This is a genomic window from Actinoplanes sp. NPDC048791 (assembly GCF_040650095.1).
Lineage (GTDB): Bacteria > Actinomycetota > Actinomycetes > Mycobacteriales > Micromonosporaceae > Actinoplanes.
In genome coordinates, this window is record NZ_JBEZGQ010001295.1 from 1 (window position 1) to 2,035 (window position 2,035).

The 2,035-nt window shown below is 71.0% G+C and carries 1 protein-coding gene and 1 pseudogene; one reads left to right on the plus strand and one right to left on the minus strand.

Features of this window, described 5'->3' with window-relative positions:
* Nucleotides 1-254 (plus strand): annotated as a pseudogene (locus AB0C29_RS45580) (pyridoxal-5'-phosphate-dependent protein subunit beta); the annotation flags it as partial.
* Nucleotides 255-341: 87 nt separating this feature from the next.
* Here AB0C29_RS45580 and AB0C29_RS45585 read toward each other — a convergent pair.
* Complete coding sequence (locus tag AB0C29_RS45585; protein ID WP_360834214.1) at nucleotides 342-1,859, minus strand: recombinase family protein; 1,518 nt, start codon at nucleotides 1,857-1,859, stop codon at nucleotides 342-344.
* Nucleotides 1,860-2,035 lie beyond the last annotated feature (176 nt).

Sequence of the window (2,035 nt, forward strand, 5' to 3'; positions counted from 1 at the left end):
GCGAGGTCCTGGCGGCGATCCGCGAGTCCGAGGGTGACCTGGCGGCCGTGCCCGAGGCGGCGATCGGCCCGGCGACGTTCGAGCTGGCCCGCCGCGGCCTGTACGCCGAGCCGACCAGCTCCATCGTGGTCCCGGCGATCCGCGAGTTCGTGCGGCGCGGCAGTCTGCGCCCAGGGGAGACGACCGTGGTCATCCTGACCGGCTCAGCCCTGAAGGCCTCGGACGCGGTCGGCCGCCTGCTGACCGTGACCTGATCGGCCGTTCGCTGCTCGGGCCCCCCGCTCACTGCGGGCCGATCCGCGGCCACCGGGGCCCGATCCGCGGATCGCGCTTTGGGGCGACTACGTCCCGGACTCCTCGCCGGATGGGCGTCGCGCCGCCACCGGCGGTATCGCCCTACTGCGCGGCGGCTTAGGGATTTCCAGAAGATCGCAGCTCTTAGGTTGTACTGCGACCGTTCGATTATGCGCCGCCGCGCCAGCTGATCTCCACGGTCGAGGGATCGAAAACGCGCCGGCCGCTACCCACCGGGAGGAGCCGCACCGCGCAGATCGCCCGCACGACGGCTTGGCGTCTGTCGAGGTCCGACATGTGCCGCCAGACCTCGCCCGGTCGGTCGGCGGCCAGCAGTGGGCCCAGCGCGTTCCCGCGACCGGCGGCGGCCATTGCCCCCTCGACATCACCGAGCCGTGCATCGATTCTCTCGCGGACCTCGCGCAGCTCGCGAAGGTTGATCTCACCGTCGGCGTACAGCCTGAGTGCACCCTCGCGGCGCTCGCGCAGAGCCATCGCCTCGATACGTAGCTGACCGGCGTTCTCCGTGTCCGGCCCGTCGGTGGCGAGCATGTCTCCGACGTCCGGCGGTCCAAGCGCTCGACGATCACGGCGACCACGAACGCGTCGACAGGCTCGGCGATCCGTGACATCCGGCAGTCCGGACACCGGTAGATTCGGCGGGCCCCGCCATCGACGTAACGTTCGCGGTAGGTGCTGATCATCGTTCGCCCAGGATCGCAGCGACCGCACTCGTACAGGGCCGTGCCGAGCCATCGCCGTGCACCACCGCGGCTGTTCGTCCTGCGGCCCGGCTCGGCGAGTAGGTCGAGGGCTGCGCGGTAGACCTCTTCCGACACGATCGGTGGCCAGGTGGCCTGACCGATCACCTCGCCACGGTACGTGCGGATGCCGGCGTTGCGGGCATTGCAGAGCATCACGCGGACGGCATTGTGCTTCCAGTCGCCGCCCATCGTGGTGCTGTATCCGGCCGCATTGAGGTCGGCGGCGATGCCGGACAGCGTGCGGCCGCCGAGTAGCGACTCGTAGGCCTGCCGGACCGCAGGCGCCTCGCGTTCGTCGACTTCGGCGCCGTTGCGCGAGTATCCGAACGCCCGCCGGCCACCGGCCGGCGCGCCCCGCTCGGCGCGCTGCCGAGCCTCACGGCGCTGGCGGTCGCTCTTGGCGTCAACCTCGTGGCGGCTCACCGCGCCCAGCAGGCGAGCAACGAGCCGGCCGCTGGGCGTGGAGAGGTCGAGGTCCGACCCGCGAGCGAGCATGATCGTCACCTCATGCTGATCGCACAAGTCGACCAGACGCTCGAGGTCGGTCAGCCGTCGCACGAGCCGGTCGAGCGCCCAGGCGGCGATGGCGTCCACGTCTCCTCGCTCGACGCTCGCCAGCAGCCGCTCGTACGCGGGGCGCTTGCGCCCGCTGGAAGCGCTGGCGTCGTTGTCGACGTACTCCTCGACGACGACCCCACCGCGGCGATCGACGAGCGCGCGGCAGTCTTCTTGCTGACGCTCGATTCCCAGCGACGTACCGCTGCGGTCCTGCGACAGTCGACAGTAGACGGCCGTTTTCACAGTGGGTAGTCTACGGCATTAGCGGCACGCATAGACGCAGCCGCGGGTGATCGTGACCGCCTTGCGGTAGCGCAGGATCAGCACCACATCCATGCCGTCGCATCCTGCCAGGCGCGGGGACGGCCCGGTGCGCGCCGGGCCGCCCCCCAACCGGTCAGCCCACGGGCACCGCCCCC